General features: G+C 70.1%; 16 protein-coding genes. 5 read left to right on the forward strand and 11 right to left on the reverse strand.

The window, feature by feature from the left end; all coding sequences use genetic code 11:
• Positions 1 to 113 precede the first annotated feature (113 nt).
• The 4 genes from AB0H93_RS03425 to AB0H93_RS03440 all read right to left on the reverse strand — a co-directional run bounded on the left by AB0H93_RS03425 (position 114) and on the right by AB0H93_RS03440 (position 3144).
• Positions 114 to 647, reverse strand: coding sequence for a MarR family transcriptional regulator (locus AB0H93_RS03425; protein WP_235883588.1), 534 nt, complete (start codon positions 645 to 647; stop codon positions 114 to 116).
• A 519-nt stretch (positions 648 to 1166) separates the two neighbouring features.
• Positions 1167 to 1883, reverse strand: coding sequence for a hypothetical protein (locus AB0H93_RS03430; protein ID WP_358566690.1), 717 nt, complete (start codon positions 1881 to 1883; stop codon positions 1167 to 1169).
• A gap of 167 nt (positions 1884 to 2050) precedes the next feature.
• The gene (locus tag AB0H93_RS03435; protein ID WP_358566693.1) at positions 2051 to 2485 is read right to left on the reverse strand and encodes a VOC family protein; all 435 of its coding nucleotides are present in this window, start codon (positions 2483 to 2485) and stop codon (positions 2051 to 2053) included.
• A 44-nt stretch (positions 2486 to 2529) separates the two neighbouring features.
• The gene (locus AB0H93_RS03440) at positions 2530 to 3144 is read right to left on the reverse strand and encodes an SIS domain-containing protein (RefSeq protein ID WP_358566696.1); all 615 of its coding nucleotides are present in this window, start codon (positions 3142 to 3144) and stop codon (positions 2530 to 2532) included.
• 393 nt (positions 3145 to 3537) lie between these two features.
• On the opposite strand from AB0H93_RS03440, the gene AB0H93_RS03445 reads away from it, so the two are divergent.
• On the forward strand, positions 3538 to 3636 hold the full coding sequence (locus AB0H93_RS03445) for a YciI family protein (RefSeq protein ID WP_358566900.1): 99 nt from the start codon (positions 3538 to 3540) through the stop codon (positions 3634 to 3636).
• An 87-nt stretch (positions 3637 to 3723) separates the two neighbouring features.
• On the opposite strand, the gene AB0H93_RS03450 is transcribed toward AB0H93_RS03445, so the two are convergent.
• Positions 3724 to 5361, reverse strand: a complete 1638-nt coding sequence (locus AB0H93_RS03450) for an ATP-binding cassette domain-containing protein (protein WP_358566699.1) — start codon at positions 5359 to 5361, stop codon at positions 3724 to 3726.
• A gap of 536 nt (positions 5362 to 5897) precedes the next feature.
• Positions 5898 to 6437, reverse strand: a complete 540-nt coding sequence (locus tag AB0H93_RS03455) for a MarR family transcriptional regulator (protein ID WP_358566702.1) — start codon at positions 6435 to 6437, stop codon at positions 5898 to 5900.
• A 99-nt stretch (positions 6438 to 6536) separates the two neighbouring features.
• Between AB0H93_RS03455 and AB0H93_RS03460 the strand changes: the two genes are divergently transcribed.
• From AB0H93_RS03460 to AB0H93_RS03470, 3 genes are all read left to right on the forward strand, one after another.
• Positions 6537 to 7436, forward strand: a complete 900-nt coding sequence (locus tag AB0H93_RS03460; protein ID WP_358566705.1) for an EamA family transporter — start codon at positions 6537 to 6539, stop codon at positions 7434 to 7436.
• The gene (locus tag AB0H93_RS03465; RefSeq protein ID WP_358566707.1) at positions 7433 to 8005 is read left to right on the forward strand and encodes an NADPH-dependent FMN reductase; all 573 of its coding nucleotides are present in this window, start codon (positions 7433 to 7435) and stop codon (positions 8003 to 8005) included. Before AB0H93_RS03460 ends, AB0H93_RS03465 begins: the two co-directional genes overlap by 4 nt.
• A gap of 101 nt (positions 8006 to 8106) precedes the next feature.
• Positions 8107 to 9681, forward strand: coding sequence for an MFS transporter (locus AB0H93_RS03470; RefSeq protein ID WP_358566709.1), 1575 nt, complete (start codon positions 8107 to 8109; stop codon positions 9679 to 9681).
• 308 nt (positions 9682 to 9989) lie between these two features.
• Here the strand turns inward: AB0H93_RS03470 and AB0H93_RS03475 are convergent, their stop codons facing one another.
• The 5 genes from AB0H93_RS03475 to AB0H93_RS03495 all read right to left on the reverse strand — a co-directional run bounded on the left by AB0H93_RS03475 (position 9990) and on the right by AB0H93_RS03495 (position 15754).
• Positions 9990 to 10976: a LysR family transcriptional regulator gene (locus tag AB0H93_RS03475; RefSeq protein ID WP_358566711.1), complete on the reverse strand. Its 987-nt coding sequence runs from the start codon at positions 10974 to 10976 to the stop codon at positions 9990 to 9992.
• Between the two features lie 48 nt (positions 10977 to 11024).
• Positions 11025 to 12212 (reverse strand): acyl-CoA dehydrogenase family protein, encoded by a 1188-nt coding sequence (locus tag AB0H93_RS03480; protein ID WP_358566714.1) that lies wholly within the window; start codon positions 12210 to 12212, stop codon positions 11025 to 11027.
• Positions 12209 to 13414 carry a CoA transferase gene (locus AB0H93_RS03485; RefSeq protein ID WP_358566903.1) on the reverse strand — a complete coding sequence of 402 codons (1206 nt, stop codon included), beginning with the start codon at positions 13412 to 13414 and terminating at the stop codon, positions 12209 to 12211. The genes AB0H93_RS03480 and AB0H93_RS03485 overlap by 4 nt, the downstream gene beginning before the upstream one ends.
• Complete coding sequence (locus AB0H93_RS03490; RefSeq protein ID WP_358566715.1) at positions 13414 to 14739, reverse strand: MFS transporter; 1326 nt, start codon at positions 14737 to 14739, stop codon at positions 13414 to 13416. Before AB0H93_RS03490 ends, AB0H93_RS03485 begins: the two co-directional genes overlap by 1 nt.
• A 421-nt stretch (positions 14740 to 15160) precedes the next feature.
• Positions 15161 to 15754, reverse strand: coding sequence for a TetR family transcriptional regulator (locus tag AB0H93_RS03495; RefSeq protein WP_358566717.1), 594 nt, complete (start codon positions 15752 to 15754; stop codon positions 15161 to 15163).
• A 124-nt stretch (positions 15755 to 15878) separates the two neighbouring features.
• Here AB0H93_RS03495 and AB0H93_RS03500 point away from each other — a divergent pair, with 124 nt between their 5' ends.
• On the forward strand, positions 15879 to 16847 hold the full coding sequence (locus tag AB0H93_RS03500; protein WP_358566720.1) for an SDR family NAD(P)-dependent oxidoreductase: 969 nt from the start codon (positions 15879 to 15881) through the stop codon (positions 16845 to 16847).
• Positions 16848 to 16919 lie beyond the last annotated feature (72 nt).

Here is a 16919-nt window from a genome sequence, read left to right on the forward strand (position 1 = left end):
CGGAGGGTCCGGAGGTCGACAGTTTCAATTGAAACTGCGGAGACCTCGGGCCCCAGAGGGTCCGGAGGTCGGCAGGCGCGCCGGAGAGTGATCTCCCGGCCCTCGCGGGAAGATCACTCTCCGGCGCGCCTGGCCACCGCGTGGTCGAGGGAGCCTTCGAGCCTGCTGAGCAGGTCCGCGAGGCGTTCCTGCTCCGTGGCGGACAGGCCGCTGAGCATCTCGCGTTCGTTGGCGAAGTGGGCCTCGCTGACCCTGTCGGTGAAGGCGAGGCCTTCCTCGGTCAGCTGCACGTGAACGGTGCGCCGGTCGTCGGCGTCGCGTTCCCGCCGCACCAGGCCGGCGGCCTCGAGCTTGTCGACGCGCTGGGTGATGCCGCCCGTGGTCACCAACGCGGCGTCGGCGAGCTCGCCCGCGGTGCGCCGGTACGGGCTGCCCGCCCGGCGCAGCGACGCGAGGATGCTGAACCCGGCCATGGTCAGGTCGAAGGACTGGAAGATCCGGTTCAGCTGGTCCTGGTAGCGGTGGTAGGCGCGGTGCAGGCGGCCGAACACGGCCATGCCGGATGCGTCGACGTCCGGAACCTCGCGCCGCCACTCCGCCAGCATGAAGTCGACCGCGTCCGGCCGGGACCGGTTGCGTCGGACCACCTTCGCCCACCACCCGAAACTCGACGAACAAGATGAACTAAGAATAACAGAGCTAAGAGAATTTCCCCGGCGACCGCCGACCGAGACCGCAGTTCGAACAGTGCCACCAGGACCGAACCCGGGCGACACGACGGACATGATCGCCGAACCTCCAACCACGAACCCCCAGCCACGAACCTCCGGCCGCGAGGCTCCTCGCGAGGCGCCGGCCGCCGCCCCCTGACCGGGGTTCCGCAATTTCAATGGAAATCGAAGGTCCGATTTCCATTGAAATTGCGGAAGTTGTCCACAGGTACCCCGGGTTGTCCACAGCCTCCGGTGTGTCGGGGCAATCGTGTCGGGGTAGCCGTGTCGGGGTAGCCGTGTCAGGGTAGCCGTGTCGGGGCAGCCATCCGTCCTTTGAGGACCACCGAGCGCGAAAGAAGCACCGGGACGGCAGGAGCGAGACCGCGACGCCCCCGCTCGCGCAGGCGAACGCCGAGGGCAAGATCGATTGGACCGTGAGCGTGGACGCGGCGATCAGGCCTGGAAACCGCAGCGGCGTTCGGCCAGCCGGGCGCGCAGCGGCGCGTAGTCGTGATCGGGGAACAACGTCGGGAAGACCTCGAGCATGATCTCCACGAACCGCCCGGAGACCCCGTGCTCACCGTCGTCGTTCAGCGAGACGTCGGTGAACAGGAACTGCCACCCGTAGGTGCCCTTCGTGATGCGCAACGCCTCGAGGTAGCCGGGGAAGTCGAGGTCCATCCGGCGGTAGCCCTTGGTCGTCGCGTCGAACCACAGCTCGGGGTTGGCCACGCCCGGCTGGATCCGCAACATCGACAGGTGCCCGACTCCGGCATACGGGGTTCCGTCGAAGCTGCGGAACCCGGAGTACAGCTGCAGCTCCTCGGGCGTGGGGTCGTACAAGCGCTCCACCAGCGGACCCGACTGGACCGCCCGGTGGATGTTGTCCAGGTAGAACTCCCCGGCGATGAGGCAGTCTTCGTCGTAGTCGGGGTCGGGATCGGGCACGTCCCACACCGCCGCAAGGCCGGAGAACCGCAGGTGGTAGGGCTTCAGCGACGGGTCCAGCGCGATGCCGTCCCGGTCGGCGAGTTCACCGAACGCCCGGTCGGCGTCCGCGTCGTCCAACTGCCCCTGATCGGCGCTTTCCAACCTGATCCCCGGGCAACTGCGCAATTCTTCCAGCACACCAAGCCACGTCGTCTCGTACGCGGTCAGCTCGCTCGTCATCGGTTCCTCCGGCCCGCAGCATTGGTGGCGTGTCACACCGGACTCCGATTCTGGCGCAGGAGCGGATGGTTCCACGCACGGCACTTCCCAACCGCCGACGACGTGCGCCCAGAGCAGTTCTTCGTCCTGGCCCGCGGGGGGCAGAACGAGGACACGTTCGCGGCCCCTCAGTCGAGGCAGAACTCGTTGCCCTCGATGTCCTGCATCACGATGCACGACTCGTTGTCTTCATCGGCGAGCAGCAGTCGCACGCGTACCGCGCCAAGCGCGACCAGTCGTGCGCACTCGGCCTCGAGCGTGGCGAGGCGCTCTTCACCCACGAGCCCGGTGCCGGCCCGCACGCAGAGGTGCACCCGATTCTTGACGACCTTGCCTTCGGGAACGCGCTGGAAGTACATTCGCGGGCCCTCACCTGAGGGATCCATGCAGACGAACGCCGAACCCTGTTTCTCAGGCGGCAGCGTGCGATCGTAATCGGCCCAAGTGGCGAACCCCTCCGGTGGCGGCGGCACGACGTACCCCAACACCTCGCACCAGAAACGAGCGACGCGCTCAGGTTCTGCGCAGTCGAAGGTGACTTGGAACTTCTTGATCGACGCCATGGGTCCACCATAGTGGCGCGTGCCGTTCACCGAGACCCCGGATGTCATCGCCACGTGGGTCGATGAGACGGGGCGATGCGGAAGACACGCCCTAGGGCTGGTCGTCCATGAGGTCGAGGTCGCTCCACACCTTCTGGACGTCTCCGGACGCGCGCGGAGTCGTCGTCCGCCATCTCGGCGAGGATCGCCTGCACCGCCGCGACCATGGCGGTGAGGGACGGGCCCGCCTGGATGCCCTCGATCGGCGTGGCGATCAGGTGGTGCGCGTCGTCGGCCAGCGGCGAGGAACGCAGGTCGGTGAGGACGCAGACGGTCGCGCCGCGTTCCCGGCCGACCCGGGCCAGGCCGCGGATCGCGCGGGTCAGGCGCCAGATGTTGAGGACCACCAGGCAGTCGCCCTCCTGCAGCCGGGCGACCTGCGCGGCCTGGCCGGTCGACGAGCCGAGCGCGAGCTGGATGTCGCAGCCCATGATGGTGCCGAGGTAGCCGAGGACGTGGGCGGGCCCGGTGCCGCTTCCGGAGCTGACGACGACGGTGCGGCGCGCGGCCTTGATCGCCTGGGCCGCGGCTCGGATCGCGTGAAGCTGGGCATTTCCCACAGGATCGAACTCGCGCAGCTCGACCTGCAGCACTGACCGCCGGTCCGATTGCTTGCGCACGTCCGCCGGGCACGTCGAGTCATGCGGCGAACGCCAGCAAGTCGTCCGATGCCCCGGGCACTACCGCCGCCATAGCTTGGTCCGGCAAGCAAGCCAAGACATCGAAACCGCGGCCGATCACGCGTCCGGTGCACCGGCTGACGCAGTCACAGGAGAGATCGCCATGAAGTTCGCCCTGCTCTACCAGTACGACCACACCAAGACCGGCCCGACCGACGGCTAGATCGACGACTGGCTGGCGCTCGACAAGCAGGTCCGCGACGCCAGCGTCTTCGTGTACGAGGCCGGCTTCCACCCCGCCGAGGCCGCCCGCACCGTGACCGTCCGGGACGACGCCGCGGCCACCACCGACGGCATCGAGCACCGCGCGGGCGAATACCTGGCCGGTACGTCATCGAGGTCGCCGACCTCGACGCGGCGACCAAGTGGGCCGAGCAGATCCCCACCGGCCGCTACGGCAGCGTCGAGGTGCGCCAGGTCGTCGAGTACTGAGGCCGGGAAGCGCGGAGGGGTGGCAGGTCCCGGCGGACCCGCCACCCCTCCTTTTGTCTACAAGGGACAGTTTGGCTACGACGTGATTCAGGCCGTGGCCGGTTCCCGGATCGTGCGCAACTCCTCGCCGAGCAGGACCCACCGGGTGATGCCGATCGATTCGAGGAACGGCATGTCGTGGCTTGCCACGATCAGCGCCCCTTCGTAGGACCTCAGCGCCGCGACCAGCTGACGTGCGCTGGCCATGTCGAGATTGTTCGTCGGTTCGTCCAGCATGAGCAGCTGCGGCGCCGGTTCGGCGAGCATCAGCGCGGCGAGGGCCGCGCGGAAGCGCTCACCACCGGACAGCGTTGCCGCCTGCTGGTCGGCCCGCGCCCCCTTGAAGAGGAAGCGGGCCAGGCGGGCCCGGATCTCGTTGTTGGTCGAACCCGGCGCGAACCGCGCCACGTTCTCGGCGACGCTCAGCTCCTCCTCCAGGACGTCGAGCCGCTGGGGCAGGAAGCGCAGCGGCACGTGCGCGGTGGCCTCCCCCTCCAGCGGTTCCAGTTCCCCGGCGATGGTGCGCAGCAGCGTCGTCTTGCCCGAACCGTTCCGGCCCAACAGCGCGACCCGTTCGGGCCCGCGCAGGTCGAACTCGCCCCGCACCCGCGCCCCGTAGCGCAGGCGCAGGTCGCGCAGGGTCAAGACGGTTCGGCCGAGCGGCACCGCCGTGTGCGGCAGATCGACCCGGATCTCGTCGTCGTCGCGCACCGCCTCCACCGCCTCGTCGAGCCGCTCCTTCGCCTCGGCGAGCTTCTCCTCGTGCATGATGCGGTGCTTGCCGGCGGAGACCTGGGCCTGCCGCTTGCGCTCGCTCATCACGACCTTCGGCTCGCGCTTGGTGTCCCACATCTTCTGGCCGTACCGCTTCCGGCGGGCCAGCTTGATGTGCGCGTCGGCGAGTTCGCGCTTCTGCCTCCGCAGATCGGTCTCGGCGACGCGGACCATCCGCTGTGCCGCCTCCTGCTCGACGGCGAGCGCCTCCTCGTAAGCGGCGAGGTTGCCGCCGTACCAACCGATCTCACCGTCCCTGAGGTCGGCGATCTGGTCCACCCGCTGCAGCAGTTCGCGGTCGTGGCTGACCACGACCAGCACGCCCGACCAGTTCTCGACCGCCTCGTACAGCCGCCTCCTGGCGTGCAGGTCGAGGTTGTTGGTCGGCTCGTCGAGCAGCAGGACGTCCGGCCGCGTCAGCAGCAGCGCGGCGAGCCGCAGCAGCACCGACTCACCGCCGGAGACCTCGCCGATGGTGCGGCCGAGCCCGATGTGTCCCAGCCCGAGACCGGCGAGCATGGCCGCGGCGCGCTCCTCGACGTCCCAGTCGTCGCCGATCGTGGCGAAGTGCTCCTCGCGCACGTCACCGGCGGCGATGGCGTTGAGCGCGGCGCGGATCCCGGCTATGCCGAGGGCCTCGTCGACGCGCATCCTGGTGTCCAGCGCGACGTTCTGCGGCAGGTAGCCGACATCGCCGGACACGCGGACCGCGCCGGCGGTCGGCGCGAGCTCGCCCGCCACCAGCTTCAGCAGGGTGGACTTGCCCGACCCGTTGAGCCCGATGAGGCCGGTGCGGCCGGGCCCGAACGCCGCCTGCAGCCCGTCGAAGACCCGGCTGCCGTCCGGCCAGGAGTAGCCGAGCTCGGTGCAGGTGATGGCGGCGATGCCGGGCAGGTGCGTGGAAGTAGACATGAGGGCCTCGCAGTTGCTCGAAGTAGCGATGTGGGTGCAACGCGTTCGAGACGCCGCGAGCGACAGCAGGCGAAGCGGGAAACGCCGACTCACGGCCCGTTGTCGGAGCGGAGGCGGAGGAACGGCTCACATCGCAGAGGTCGCGACCGGGTCGGCGCTTCGGGAACGAGCGCGACGCGCGGCGTCTCAGGACCTCAGATGAGCAACGTTCCTCTCCAATCGACGGCAGCAGAAGCTCGGCTACTTTAAGGACACCCGAGGAAGAAAGTCAAGCAGAAAACGAACCTTCTTTCATCGGCACGAGCACGCGCAGCGAAGCCACCACGGCTCGCGCTCGACGGGATCGAACCCACGGGGAGAGCCCGCCGGGACGACAGGCCCTCCCCACCATCTCAAGGCGCCTCGATAGGCAACCTGCTCCGCTGTCGTGTCCTGCTTCCTCAGCGACAGCACCCCTTCCGGCGGGACCACCGTCCAGAAAGACATCTTCACCGGGCAGCCCCGAAGCGAGCCCCGAGGTTCGCCGGAGACGGGACTCAGGCGTTTTCGGCCGGTTTGCCAGTGGCCCGGCCGCGGTCGAGCCGGTCTCCGAAGTGCTCGAGCAGGCGGCGGAGTTCGCCGGTGAGGTGTTGGTAGTCGGCGGGTTCGAAATCCGGGAGCAGCCGCGCCTCGTTGGCCAGGTGGAGCCGGAAGACGCGGTCGACGACCTCGATTCCGTGCGCGGTCAGGCGAACGCGCACCGAGCGGCGGTCGTCGGGGTCCCGGACGCGTTCGACGAGGTCTTTCGCTTCCATGCGGTCGATGCGGTTGGTGACCGTGCTCGAGGTGATCATCGCCGCCTCGAGCAGCGCTCCGGGGGTCAGTTCGTAGGGCGGACCGGACCGGCGCAGGGTGGTGAGGACGTCGAACTCCCACACCTCGAGACCGTGCTCGGCGTAGAAGTCCTTCAAAGCGCGGTCGAGGATGCGGGCGAGTCGTTGCACTCGCCCCACGATCGCCACGGGCCACAGGTCCTCTGCCAGCTCCGGCGCTTCGTCACGCCAGAGATCCATGATCATGTCGACGGTGTCGGCCACAGCCACTCCTCAATAACTCGATGTCGAGAGACTTGACATCGAGATTGTCCTCCTGGTTTTATCTCGACGTCGAGATTACCCGATGGAGGAGGCAGTGACATGGTCGCCGCCGCAGACCTGGCGCCGGAGGCGCGCATCCGCGAACCAACGCCGCTGCGCGACGCGCTGCTCACCGCGATTGCGCCCGTGAGCTTCGGAACCGTCTACGTCGCAACCACTCTGCTGCTGCCGCCGGATCGTCCGTTGCTGGCCGCGGCCGCGCGTGCACTGCCCGCGGGCCTGCTCATCCTGGCGTTCACCCGGACGCTGCCGCAGGGGGCGTGGTGGTGGAAGACGACGGCGCTCGGGATGCTCAACGTCGGCGCGTTCTTCCCGCTGCTGTTCGTGGCCGTCTACCGGCTGCCCGGCGGGCTCGCCGCCACCTTCGGAGCGCTGCAGCCGCTCATCGTCGCGGCGCTGGCGGTCCCGCTGCTGAAGATCCGCACTCCGCGCGCAGTGCTGTTCGCGTGCGTCGCGGTCGCGGCCGGTGTCGCACTGATGACCACTACAGCCGCGACCATGCCGGACCCGGTCGGCATCGCCGCCATGCTCGCGGCGACCTCGCTGATGGGCTTGGCGATCGTGCTCGGCAAGAAGTGGGGTTCACCGGTTCCGGCGCTGACCATGACCGGCTGGCAACTCACCATCGGCGGGCTGGTGCTCACGCCGCTGACGCTCGTGATCGAAGGGCTGCCGACGACGTTCACCGCCGCGAACCTGATCGGCTTCGCCTACGTCGGGCTCGTCGGAACCGCGCTCGCCTACACGCTGTGGTTCCGCGGCGTGCAACGCCTCGCGCCCACCTCGACATCGCTGCTGTCGACCGCGAACCCGCTCGTCGCCACGCTGGCCGGATTCGTCTTCCTCGGCCAGACCCTCACCCCCTGGCAGATCACCGGATTCACCATCGCCCTCGTCGCGCTCGTCGTGGGCCAATCGATGAACAGGAGCTCGAAATGACCGCACCGGCAAAGGAATACCGCGTTCTCGCCCTCTCCGGGAGCCTGCGCGCCGACTCCTACAACACCGCGCTGCTGCGCGCGGCCGGCAAGTTCAACCCCGGCCCGATGTCCATTCAGGTCTACGGCCTCGGCGATCTGCCGCTGTACGACCAGGACCTGGAACAAGGCCCGCTGCCGGCCGCGGTGCACGACCTGCACCAGTACGTCTCGCAGGCCGACGGACTGCTGATCGCGACCCCGGAGCACAACGCGTCGATCCCTGCCGCGCTGAAGAACGCGATCGACTGGATGAGCCGCATGCCCGACGGGGCGGGCATGAGCGGCAAGCCGGTCGCCGTGGTCGGCGCCTCGCCTGGTGCGCTGGGAACCGTTCGCGCCCAGCTGGCCCTGCGCCAGATCCTCGGCAGCATCGGCGCCGATGTGCTCGCCAAACCGGAGGTTCTCGTCTTCCGCGCCCACGAGCGGTTCGACGAAAACGGCATCCTGACCGACGAATTCACCCGGAACCTCCTGGTCGACCTCCTGGCAGAACTGGCCAGGCGAATCGAACGCAGCGATTTGACCTGAAGTTAAGTCGAGGTCATAGCGTCCCGATCGATCCCGGCCGGGACGCCGCCTCGTTCGCGCGCACGCCACGACACCGGTTCAAGCTACGAGGAAGGAAGACCATGCCATCCAACGCCCCCGAGGCCCCTGTCCGGAAGGCCGGGCCCCGGGAGTGGCTGGGGCTCGCCGTGCTCGCCCTGCCCACCCTGCTGATCTCCCTCGACCAGAGCGTGCTGTACCTGGCACTTCCCCACCTCGCCGAAGGGCTGCGGCCCACCGGCACGCAGACGCTGTGGATCATGGACGTCTACGGCTTCCTGATCGCCGGCTTCCTAATCACCATGGGCACCCTCGGCGACCGGATCGGCCGCCGCAAGCTGCTGATGATCGGCGCCTTCGCCGTCGGCATCACCTCGGTGGCCGCCGCCTGCTCCACCAGCGCGGAGGCCCTGATCATCACCCGAGCCCTGCTCGGCATCGCCGCCGCGACGCTGATGCCGTCCACCCTCGCCCTCATCAGCAACATGTTCCACGACCCGCACCAGCGCGGTCGCGCCATCGCGGTGTGGGCCAGCTGCTTCATGGGAGGCACGGCGCTCGGCCCGGTCGTCGGCGGCGCACTGCTGGAGTTCTTCTGGTGGGGCTCGGTGTTCCTGCTCGGCGTTCCCGTCATGGTGGTGCTGCTGATCGCCGCCCCGCTCGTGCTGCCGGAGTACAAGGACCCCGATGCCGGCCGGATCGACCTGCTGAGCGTGCTGCTGTCGCTGGTGTCGATCCTGTCGATCATCTACGGGCTGAAGGAGCTCGCGCGCTACGGCTTCGCGCCGGTGCCGGTCGTCGCGATCGTCGTCGGCCTGGCCGTCGGCGCGGCTTTCGTGTCGCGGCAGGGCAAGCTCGCCCACCCGCTGCTCGACCTGAAGCTCTTCAGGGTCGGCGCGTTCACGGCCGCGCTGCTGATCCTGATGGTCTCGATGCTCGGCACCGGAGGCGGCTACCTCTTCATCACCGGATTCCTCCAGATGGTCGAGGGCCTCTCGCCGATGGCGGCCGGTCTGTGGATGCTGCCCGCGGCCATCGCCTCGATCATCGCCGCGCAGGTGGCGCCGATCTTCGCCAAGCACTTCCAGCTCAGCACCGTGATCGGGGTGGCCCTGCTGATCGGCACGGCCGGCTACCTGATGCTCGTCTTCGTCGACCCGGTCGGCGGGATGCCGCTGCTGATGACCGGATTCGTGATCATCTTCATCGGCGTCGGCACCTTCGGATCGCTCGGCACCAACCTGGTCGTCGGGTCCGTCCCGCCCGAGCGAGGCGGCTCCGCGGCGGGCCTCTCCTCCATCAGCGGCGACCTGGGCAACGCGCTCGGCATCGCCACGCTCGGCAGCCTCGGCGCCGCCGTCTACCGCGACTCGATCGTGCCGCCCGCCGGAATCCCGGCCGACACCGCCAGGGTGAGCTTGGAGGACGCCATCACCGCTGCCCGGGAGCTGCCCGCCAAGGCCGCCGAGGACTTGATGGCCGCCGCCAAGGCGGCGTACACCAGCGGGCTCAACACGATCGGCCTCGCCTGCGCCGCCCTCACCGTGGTCAGCGCGATCATCGCGCTCACCATGCTGCGCAACCGCCGCGGAGCCGCCCCCTCCGGCAACGGTGCACCGCGGGAAAGGACAACCGAGGACTCCCTTCCGATCGCCTGATACGCGACGCTGGAGAACGCCGGCCTCGTGGGCGAAGCCGACGTTCTCCCGGATTCCTCCTCGTCCGGATCAGCCCGACCAGCTGTCTATATAGGACAGATGTGCGTGATCACGAGTTCGGCGATTGCCGCCCCTCGCCCGGAAGGCTGCGCCCCACGTGCCCTCCGGACCGGCCTCCGAGTGATCGGAGCGCGTTTTCCGGGAAGTTCGGCCGAACTCGGCGCAGGGGGTCGTTTCAGAATGGTGTGCGATTTGGGCTCAAGGCGCCTTCGGGATCAGCCGGGCGGAACCATTCTGAAACGGCCCCACTAGCCGCCCGGATTCATCGGGCGGTGCACGTCGTCGTAGGCGGCGTCGGCCGCGTCGATCAGGCTCGCCCCTTCGGCCTGGAGGTCGGCGATGGCGGCGTACCAGGTGTCGAGGGTGGCCTTGCACTGGCTGACCACCTCCTCCGCCGCCGGGCTCAACGCGGCGCGCCGGTGGACCACGCCGAAGGGCACCGACACCAGCGGATCGGTTTCGATCACGACGGCACCGAGCCGCCGCGCCTGAACGGCCATCCGCAGCGGGAGGAAGGCGTGCACGCCGCCGCCGAGGACGAGCGTGAGCTGCGCGTGGCGATTGGGCATGCCCGCGATCAGCCGCGGCTCCACCCCCACATCCCGCAGCGCCGTCGCGACCCGGTCGTTCTCGCGCTGCGCGAGCGAACAGATCGTCAGCGGCAGGTCGCCGAGGGCGTCGAGCGGCAGCCGCCCGGTCGGCGGTGCCGGCGAGCCCGGCGGCATCACCAGCAGCAGCCGCTGCACGCCGAGCTCGACGAAGTCCAGGCTCTCGGTCGGGACGGGCCGAGTGGTGAACCCGAGCTCGTACCGGCCGGCGACGACCTCGCCGCACAGCGCCCGGACGCCGGCGGCCTCGGCGATGTCCAGCCGCACGTCCGGGTGCCGGGCCCGGAACGAGGTGATCCAGGAGGCGACCGCGTCGCTGGACATCTCCGGCATCGTGCCGATGGAAACGGAGCCCGCCTTGAGATCCCGGGCCCGGCTCATCGCGTCCCGGGCGGCCACGACGCCGTCGAGGATCGCCCGCGCCTTCGGGACCAGCAGCGTCCCCGCCGGGGTCAGCACGAGGCTGCGCCGCCCCACGCGCTGGAACAGCTCCACGCCGAGCTCGCGTTCGAGCGACTGGATCGCCTGGGAGAGCGCCGGCTGGGAGACGTAGAGGCGCTGCGCGGCCCGGTTCAGGCCCTCGTGCTCGACCACGGCCAGGAAGTACTCGATCTGGCGCAGCTCCATCGTCCCTCCTCCGATCGTCCGGGGCCGGCGCGCTCCCGATGACGAGCCCTAACGTACGCGGTAGCTGTCCGGCAGCACCCCGTCCGCCGCGACCGACCGGATCATCGCGCGGCCCAGGTTCCGCTCGTGGATCGCGGAGGCGCCCTCGTAGATGCGCAGGGTGCGGACGTCGCGCCACATCCGGGGCACCGGGTGCGGCCCGACGATGCCCTCCCCGCCGAGCAGCTGCACGCACCGGTCCGCGACCCTGCCGACCATCTCCGAGCAGTACAGCTTCGCCGCCGAAATCCGCTGCCGGGGAACGGATCCGGCGTCGAACGCGCGGGCGGCGTCCAGGGCGAGGGCCCGCCCGGCCTCCATCTCCGAGTAGCACCGGCCCAGTTCGGCCTGCACGACGCCGAGATCGGCGAGCGGGGCGCCGAACTGGTGCCGCTCGCTGACGTGGCGGGTGGCCTCCTCCAGCATCCGGGTCGCCTGGCCGACGCAGGTCGCGGCGACGTGGAGCCGGGCGTGGTTGATCCCGCGCATCGCGGCCGCGAGCCCGGTGCCGGGCACCCCGCCGAGTAGCCGGTCCTCGGCGACGACCACCGACTTCAGGTCGATCTCGGCGACGGGGCCCTCGGCGTGGCCGTTCATGAGGTCCGGGATCCGGGTCGACACGCCGGGCGCGGTCCGGTCCACGATGAACGCGGACACTTCAGGGCTTTCGGCGCCGTCGGTGCGCGCGAAGACGAGGAGCGTGTCCGCCCAGTGGGCGTTGGTGATGTAGCGCTTCGACCCGTCCAGGACCCAGCCGTCGCCGGTGCGCCGGGCAACGGTCTGCACGTTGGTCGCGTCGGAACCGGCCTCCGGTTCGGTCAGCGCGAACGAGGTCACCTGCCGGCCGGCCGCCATCTCCGGCAGCATCTCGCGGCGCTGGTCCTCCGTGCCGTGGTCGAGGATCGCCTGCGAGCAGAGCCCGATCACGGTCGAGAAGCGGGACCGGTACACGCACGACGCCCTGGTGAACTCGAGCGTCAGCAGCACCTGCTGCTCCATGGTCCAGCCGAGCCCGCCGTAGGCGGGCGGGATCGAGATGCCGAACAGCCCGAGCTCGGCCATGCGCCGCACGATCGCATCCGGAACCTGCCCCGCGGCGACCATTTCGGCCTCGGCGGGGATCAGCTCGTCGTCGGTGAACGCGGCGATCGTGCGCAAGTACGCGTCGAAGTCGGCCATGCCGGCGGCGCGGGTCATCGTTTCTCCATCCCTGGTCGCGGTTGCTCCGGCAGGGCGACGACGCCGTCGTCGGCCAGCCGGTCGATCTCGTCCTCGCTGCGCCCGAGTTCGCGCAGCACGTCGCGGGTGTGGGCGCCCAGCCGGGGCGCGGCCGACGTCCGGCCGCGGGCCGCCCCGTCGACCCGGAAGGGCGCGGCCGGGGCGTCGATCCCGAGCTCGTCCAGCTCGACGACCAGGCCCGATGCGGCGAGGTCGGCGTCCTTCACGAGCTCGTCGAACGACCGCACCGAGCCGCACACGATCCCCCGCGAGGCCAGCAGTGCGATGGCCTCGGCGCGGGTGAGGTGGCCGAGCGCGGAGCTCAGGACTTCCTTCAGCGCCAACCGGTTCGCGACCCTCGAACCGTTGTCCGCGAAGCGCGGGTCGGTCGTGAGCTCCGGCCTGTCGATCGCCGAGCACAGCGCGGCCCACTTGGTCGCGGTGTAGGCGGAGACCACGACGGCGCCGTCGACGGTCTGCACGAGATCCGCGGCGGGCGCCACCGCGGGCTGGCCGTTGCCCGTCCGCCGGGGCGCCTCGCCGGTGAGGCGGTAGCCCGTCCACTGCGCCGCTTGGGCCGCCACCACCGCTTCCATCAGCGAGGTCTCGACGACCGCGCCGTTCCCGGTCCGGCCGCGCCGGACCAGCGCGGCGAGCACCCCGGCCGCCAGCGCGTTCGCGGCCAGCACGTCGGCGACGGTGAAGCCGACGCGCTGCGGTTCGCCGTCGGCATCGCCGGTGGTGTGCATGATCCCGAACTCGGCCTGGGCCGCGATGTCCAGTCCCGCTCGCCCCGCCGAGGGGCCGCGGGTTCCGAATCCGGTGACGAACCCGTAGACGAGGTGCGGGTGGCGCGAACGCGTCCGCTCCGGCCCGATGCCGAGGCGTTCGGCCGAGCCGTGCCGGAAGTTGTGCAGCAGCACGTCCGATCCCGCGCACAGCTCGTCGAGGACTCGAAACCCCTCGGGATGCCGCAGGTCGACCGCGATGCTGCGCTTGCCGCGGTTGTTCGCGTGCAGCATCGCTTGGCCGAACGAGCCGACGGATCGCGCCTGGTCGCCGGTGGGGCTCTCCACCTTGATCACCTCGGCGCCCAAGTCGGCCAGCTGCTGACCGGCCCCGGGAGCGGCGATGTACTGGCCCAGGTCCACCACCCGGATCCCGGTCAGCGGTGCCTCCATCACGAAGCCCTCCTCATCGCGGTCTCGGCCTCCAGGGTTCGGCGGGCGGCCTCGGGGTCCAGCAGCCGCGCGCCGATCACGGCGCACGCGCAGATGGCGATGCCGACGACGAGGAACCCGTTCGAATAGCCCTCGGACGGCGTCGGTCCGGCTTGGACGATGAGCCCCAGCGCGTAGGGGGCGACGATTCCCGCGATGCTGTAGAACCCGATCACGCATCCGAAGAACGCGGTCCGCTGGCGCTGCGGCAGGAAGTCGGAGGCGCCCGCGAAGGCGACCGAGAACGCGACGCTGTTGATGGAGAAGGTGCAGATCACCAGCACCAGCTGGAGCGTTCCCGGCCCGACCAGCGCGAACGCGATCATGCTCAGCCCGGCGAAGACGATCAGCGCGCCGCTGAGGTGACCGCGCGCGGCCCGGGAGCTCCAGCCCCGCGCGAGGAGCCGGCCCGACAGGTATCCGCTGGCGACGAGGACGACGACCGCCGTGGCGTAGGGCGCGGTGACCAGCCATCCGACGGTGGTCGGCGCGTAGCCGAGGCCTTCGCCGAGGAACGCGGGCAGCCACGAGACCTTCAGCGAGGTGATGAGGTAACCCGCGAACGACAGCAGGCTGAGCCCCCAGAAGCTGGGCAGCCGCAGCAGCCGGAGGAACGGCACGTCGATGTGCCCGTTCGGGTCCGCCTCCGCCACCGCGGTCGCCGGGCACTTCCGCAACGGCTGCCGCTCGACGTAGCACAGCCAGACGACCAGCCAGACGACGCCGACCGCGATCAGCACGAGGAACGCGGCGTGCCAGGAGTACGAGACGATCACCCACGTCAGCAACGGCGCGGAGATCAGCGGGCCGACCGAGGACCCCGCGTTCACGATCGACCCGGCGAACGCGCGCTTCTCCTTCGGGAACCGGTCGGCGACGACGCTCTGGCACAGGGCGTGCGCCGGTCCCTCGAAGAAGCCCAGCACGATCCGGGAAACCAGCAGCACCCCGAACGTCGTGGGCACCGCGAGCGGCAGCATGCTGGCGATCCAGGTGAACATCAGGATGGCCGCCGCCCACTTCGCGGAGATCCAGCGCATGGCGGCGGACAACCCCACCGCGCCGACGGCGAACAACCAGAAGAACGCGCTGCCGACCAGGCCGAAGTCCCCGGCGGTCAGGCCGAGGTCGTGGCGGATCTGCTGCGCCGCCAACCCCACCGCCGCCTTGTCCGCGAAGTTCAGCGTGAAGAAGGCGAAGAGCAGGATGACGATGCCCCAGGCCTTGCGGTCCGGGCGTGGGAGCGCCGGTGACACCACCGGCGTCCCGATTTCGGCTGATGCCATGTGACCCTCCGTCACGGCCTTGACCTCGTTGACAAGCGCTGCGCCGCAACAACTCCACCGGTGATCCGCGGCACCAACAAGACCGAATCCCGAGTCACGCTTATAGCCAGAGCCGATAATCCGCGACGCGCTCGCCTCCCACCGCCCGCACCGCCTTTGGAGGCCGCTCCGGTATTGGGGTGCGGGCAACGCAACGTGGCCGCTTGGGGTGCAGGGCGCTGCTTTCGCGCGAAATCGCCACCGGTGCCAGGCGTCCGGACGTCTTCGGGACGAGCTTGCCCGAAGCCTTTCCGAGACGCCCCTTTGATGTCGAGGACGCAAGATCATCAGCTTGTGAACGAGACCCCGTCCACAAGAGACCAAGGCGTGCGAAAACCAGGGGAACGCAGGGAAATCGGCCTGGCTGTCGCCGTGGTTCGGCTCAGGGCAGGTCGGGCCAGCCGCGCGCGAGGTGGGAGAACGCGATGTCCAGGGCCGCTCGCGGGTCGGGTTCAGTGCCCGCGAGATCGGGGATTTCCAGGACGTAGCGGGCCAGCAGGCGCAGGGCGAGGTCGTCTGCGTCGCGGCCGGTTTCCTCGGCGATGACGCGGGCCAGCGCGGCTTCGCAGCTCGTCCACAACGTCCGGGCGTAGGCGCGCAGAGCCGGGGTGGCTACCACGAGTTCGGCGACGCGCCGGGCCTCGGGTCCGGGGTCGGGGGCGAAAGGGCCTCGCGTGGCGAGGAAATCGCGCAGGGCATCCAGGACCGAACCGCCCTCCGGGCGGTTGCGAACGGCCGCCGCCAGGGCCGCCTCGCGTTCTCCGGCGTCGCCGAGGACCAGCGCCTCCTTCCCGCCGGGGAAGTGCGCGAACAGCGTCGACACCGCCGTGTCCGCGGTGTCGGCGATCTCGGCGACGGTGACCTGGTCGAAGCCCCGTTCCAGGAACAGCCGGCGCGCGGCCGCCGAGAGCGCCTGGCGGGTGGCGGCCTTCTTGCGTTCACGCCGGTCGGACACCCGCGCCGGAGTCTGTGCCATGCCGCGATGCTACCGGCGAGCAGGAGCGACTCCAAAATCGAAGTCATTGCAAAGTCGGAACGACTTCGATTTACTTGGGCGGGGCGCCGCACCGCGCCCCGAAACCGAGCCCACCGGAGCCGCCATGCCGCCCACCGCCCAGACCGCGCCGTGGAACGTCCGCCGGCCACCGCGCGCCGACGGGAAGACCTTCCTGGTGACCGGCGGAAACGCGGGGATCGGCTACTTCGCCGCCGAGCAGCTGGCCGGCACCGGGGCGACCGTCGTCCTCGGGAGCCGCAGCAGCACCAAGGCGAACGCCGCGATGGCATCGATCCGCTCCCGGATCCCCGATGCGCGCGTGCGCCACCTCCGCCTGGACCTCTCCGACCTCTCCTCGATCAAGTCCGTCGCGGACGAGCTGGACGCGGACGGACTCGACGCGATCGTCTGCAACGCCGGGGTGCTGCTGGACGGGCCGCAGCGCCAGGAGACCGGGGACGGCCACGAGCTGACGTTCGCCACCAACCACCTCGGACACTTCCTGCTGGTCGGCCACCTGGCGCAGCTGCTCGCCGCGCGCGCGGGCCGCGTGGTCACCACCGGTAGCTTCGTGGCGAAGTCGGCGAGCCTGGACCTCGCCGACCTGCAGAGCACGCGGGACTACGAGCCCAAACGCGCCTACGCGCGGTCGAAGCTCGCGCAGATGTTGTTCGGCTTCGAGCTCGACCGCCGCCTGCACGCCGCTGGCGGGGCCGCGCTGAGCGTGGTGAACCACCCCGGTGGCGCGCTCGACTCCCTCACCCCCTCCCGGCCGCCCGTCCACATCCGGACCACCGGTCAGCGGCTGCGGGGGCTGCCCGCCGGTCTCGCCTTGCAGGGCAAGGAAGCCGGCGCGTGGCCCGCCGTTCGAGCGGTCCTGGACCCATCCGCTCGCGGCGGCCAGCTGTGGGGGCCTCGCATGTTCGGGCTTCGCGGCGAGCCTCGCAGCGAACCCGTCCAGGGCCCGCTCGCCGACGCCGCGCTCGCCGCAGGCGTGTGGGCCGCCAGCGTGGACCTCACCGGCGTCGACCCCTTCGAGGCCGTTCCAGGACCGGCGAAGCACGGGCGGTAAGCCCGCCCTGCTCCATCCACATCGGACAGATCGCGAATGCCCACCCATCGCGAGCGACCTCAAGAAAATGTG

This window comes from Saccharopolyspora sp. NPDC050642 (genome assembly GCF_040654735.1).
Taxonomy (GTDB): Bacteria; Actinomycetota; Actinomycetes; order Mycobacteriales; family Pseudonocardiaceae; genus Saccharopolyspora; species Saccharopolyspora elongata.

Coding starts and splice junctions, on each gene's coding strand:
- AB0H93_RS03430 (WP_358566690.1), bottom strand. CDS start 1,883: ATGACGAGCGAGCTGACCGCGTACGAGACGACGTGGCTTGGTGTGCTG.
- AB0H93_RS03435 (WP_358566693.1), bottom strand. CDS start 2,485: ATGGCGTCGATCAAGAAGTTCCAAGTCACCTTCGACTGCGCAGAACCT.
- AB0H93_RS03450 (WP_358566699.1), bottom strand. CDS start 5,361: ATGTCTACTTCCACGCACCTGCCCGGCATCGCCGCCATCACCTGCACC.
- AB0H93_RS03460 (WP_358566705.1), top strand. CDS start 6,537: ATGGTCGCCGCCGCAGACCTGGCGCCGGAGGCGCGCATCCGCGAACCA.
- AB0H93_RS03465 (WP_358566707.1), top strand. CDS start 7,433: ATGACCGCACCGGCAAAGGAATACCGCGTTCTCGCCCTCTCCGGGAGC.
- AB0H93_RS03470 (WP_358566709.1), top strand. CDS start 8,107: ATGCCATCCAACGCCCCCGAGGCCCCTGTCCGGAAGGCCGGGCCCCGG.
- AB0H93_RS03475 (WP_358566711.1), bottom strand. CDS start 10,976: ATGGAGCTGCGCCAGATCGAGTACTTCCTGGCCGTGGTCGAGCACGAG.
- AB0H93_RS03480 (WP_358566714.1), bottom strand. CDS start 12,212: ATGACCCGCGCCGCCGGCATGGCCGACTTCGACGCGTACTTGCGCACG.
- AB0H93_RS03485 (WP_358566903.1), bottom strand. CDS start 13,414: ATGGAGGCACCGCTGACCGGGATCCGGGTGGTGGACCTGGGCCAGTAC.
- AB0H93_RS03490 (WP_358566715.1), bottom strand. CDS start 14,739: ATGGCATCAGCCGAAATCGGGACGCCGGTGGTGTCACCGGCGCTCCCA.
- AB0H93_RS03495 (WP_358566717.1), bottom strand. CDS start 15,754: ATGGCACAGACTCCGGCGCGGGTGTCCGACCGGCGTGAACGCAAGAAG.
- AB0H93_RS03500 (WP_358566720.1), top strand. CDS start 15,879: ATGCCGCCCACCGCCCAGACCGCGCCGTGGAACGTCCGCCGGCCACCG.